Genomic DNA, 342 nt, shown 5'->3' with positions numbered 1-342 from the left:
AAACGTGTTGACTATTCTGGTCGTTCTGTAATTACCGTTGGTCCATACCTGCGTCTGCATCAGTGTGGTCTACCGAAAAAAAATGGCTCTTGAGTTATTCAAACCATTTATTTACGGAAAACTGGAAACCCGTGGTTTAGCGACAACAATCAAAGCCGCTAAAAAAAATGGTTGAGCGCGAAGAAGCGGTTGTTTGGGATATCTTAGATGAAGTTATCCGCGAACACCCAGTAATGCTAAACCTGCACCAACACTTCACCGTTTAGGTATTCAGGCATTTGAACCAATCCTTATCGAAGGTAAAGCTATTCAGTTACACCCACTCGTTTGTGCGGCATATAA

General features: G+C 42.4%; 1 pseudogene. It reads left to right on the top strand.

The features are described from left to right. Positions 1 to 342 (top strand): annotated as a pseudogene (locus tag BHE89_RS22955) (hypothetical protein); the annotation flags it as partial.

The sequence above is a fragment of the Shigella sp. FC1967 genome, assembly GCF_001743005.1.
Classification (GTDB): Bacteria; Pseudomonadota; Gammaproteobacteria; order Enterobacterales; family Enterobacteriaceae; genus Proteus.
This window is presented reverse-complemented; position numbering and strand designations above follow the sequence as displayed.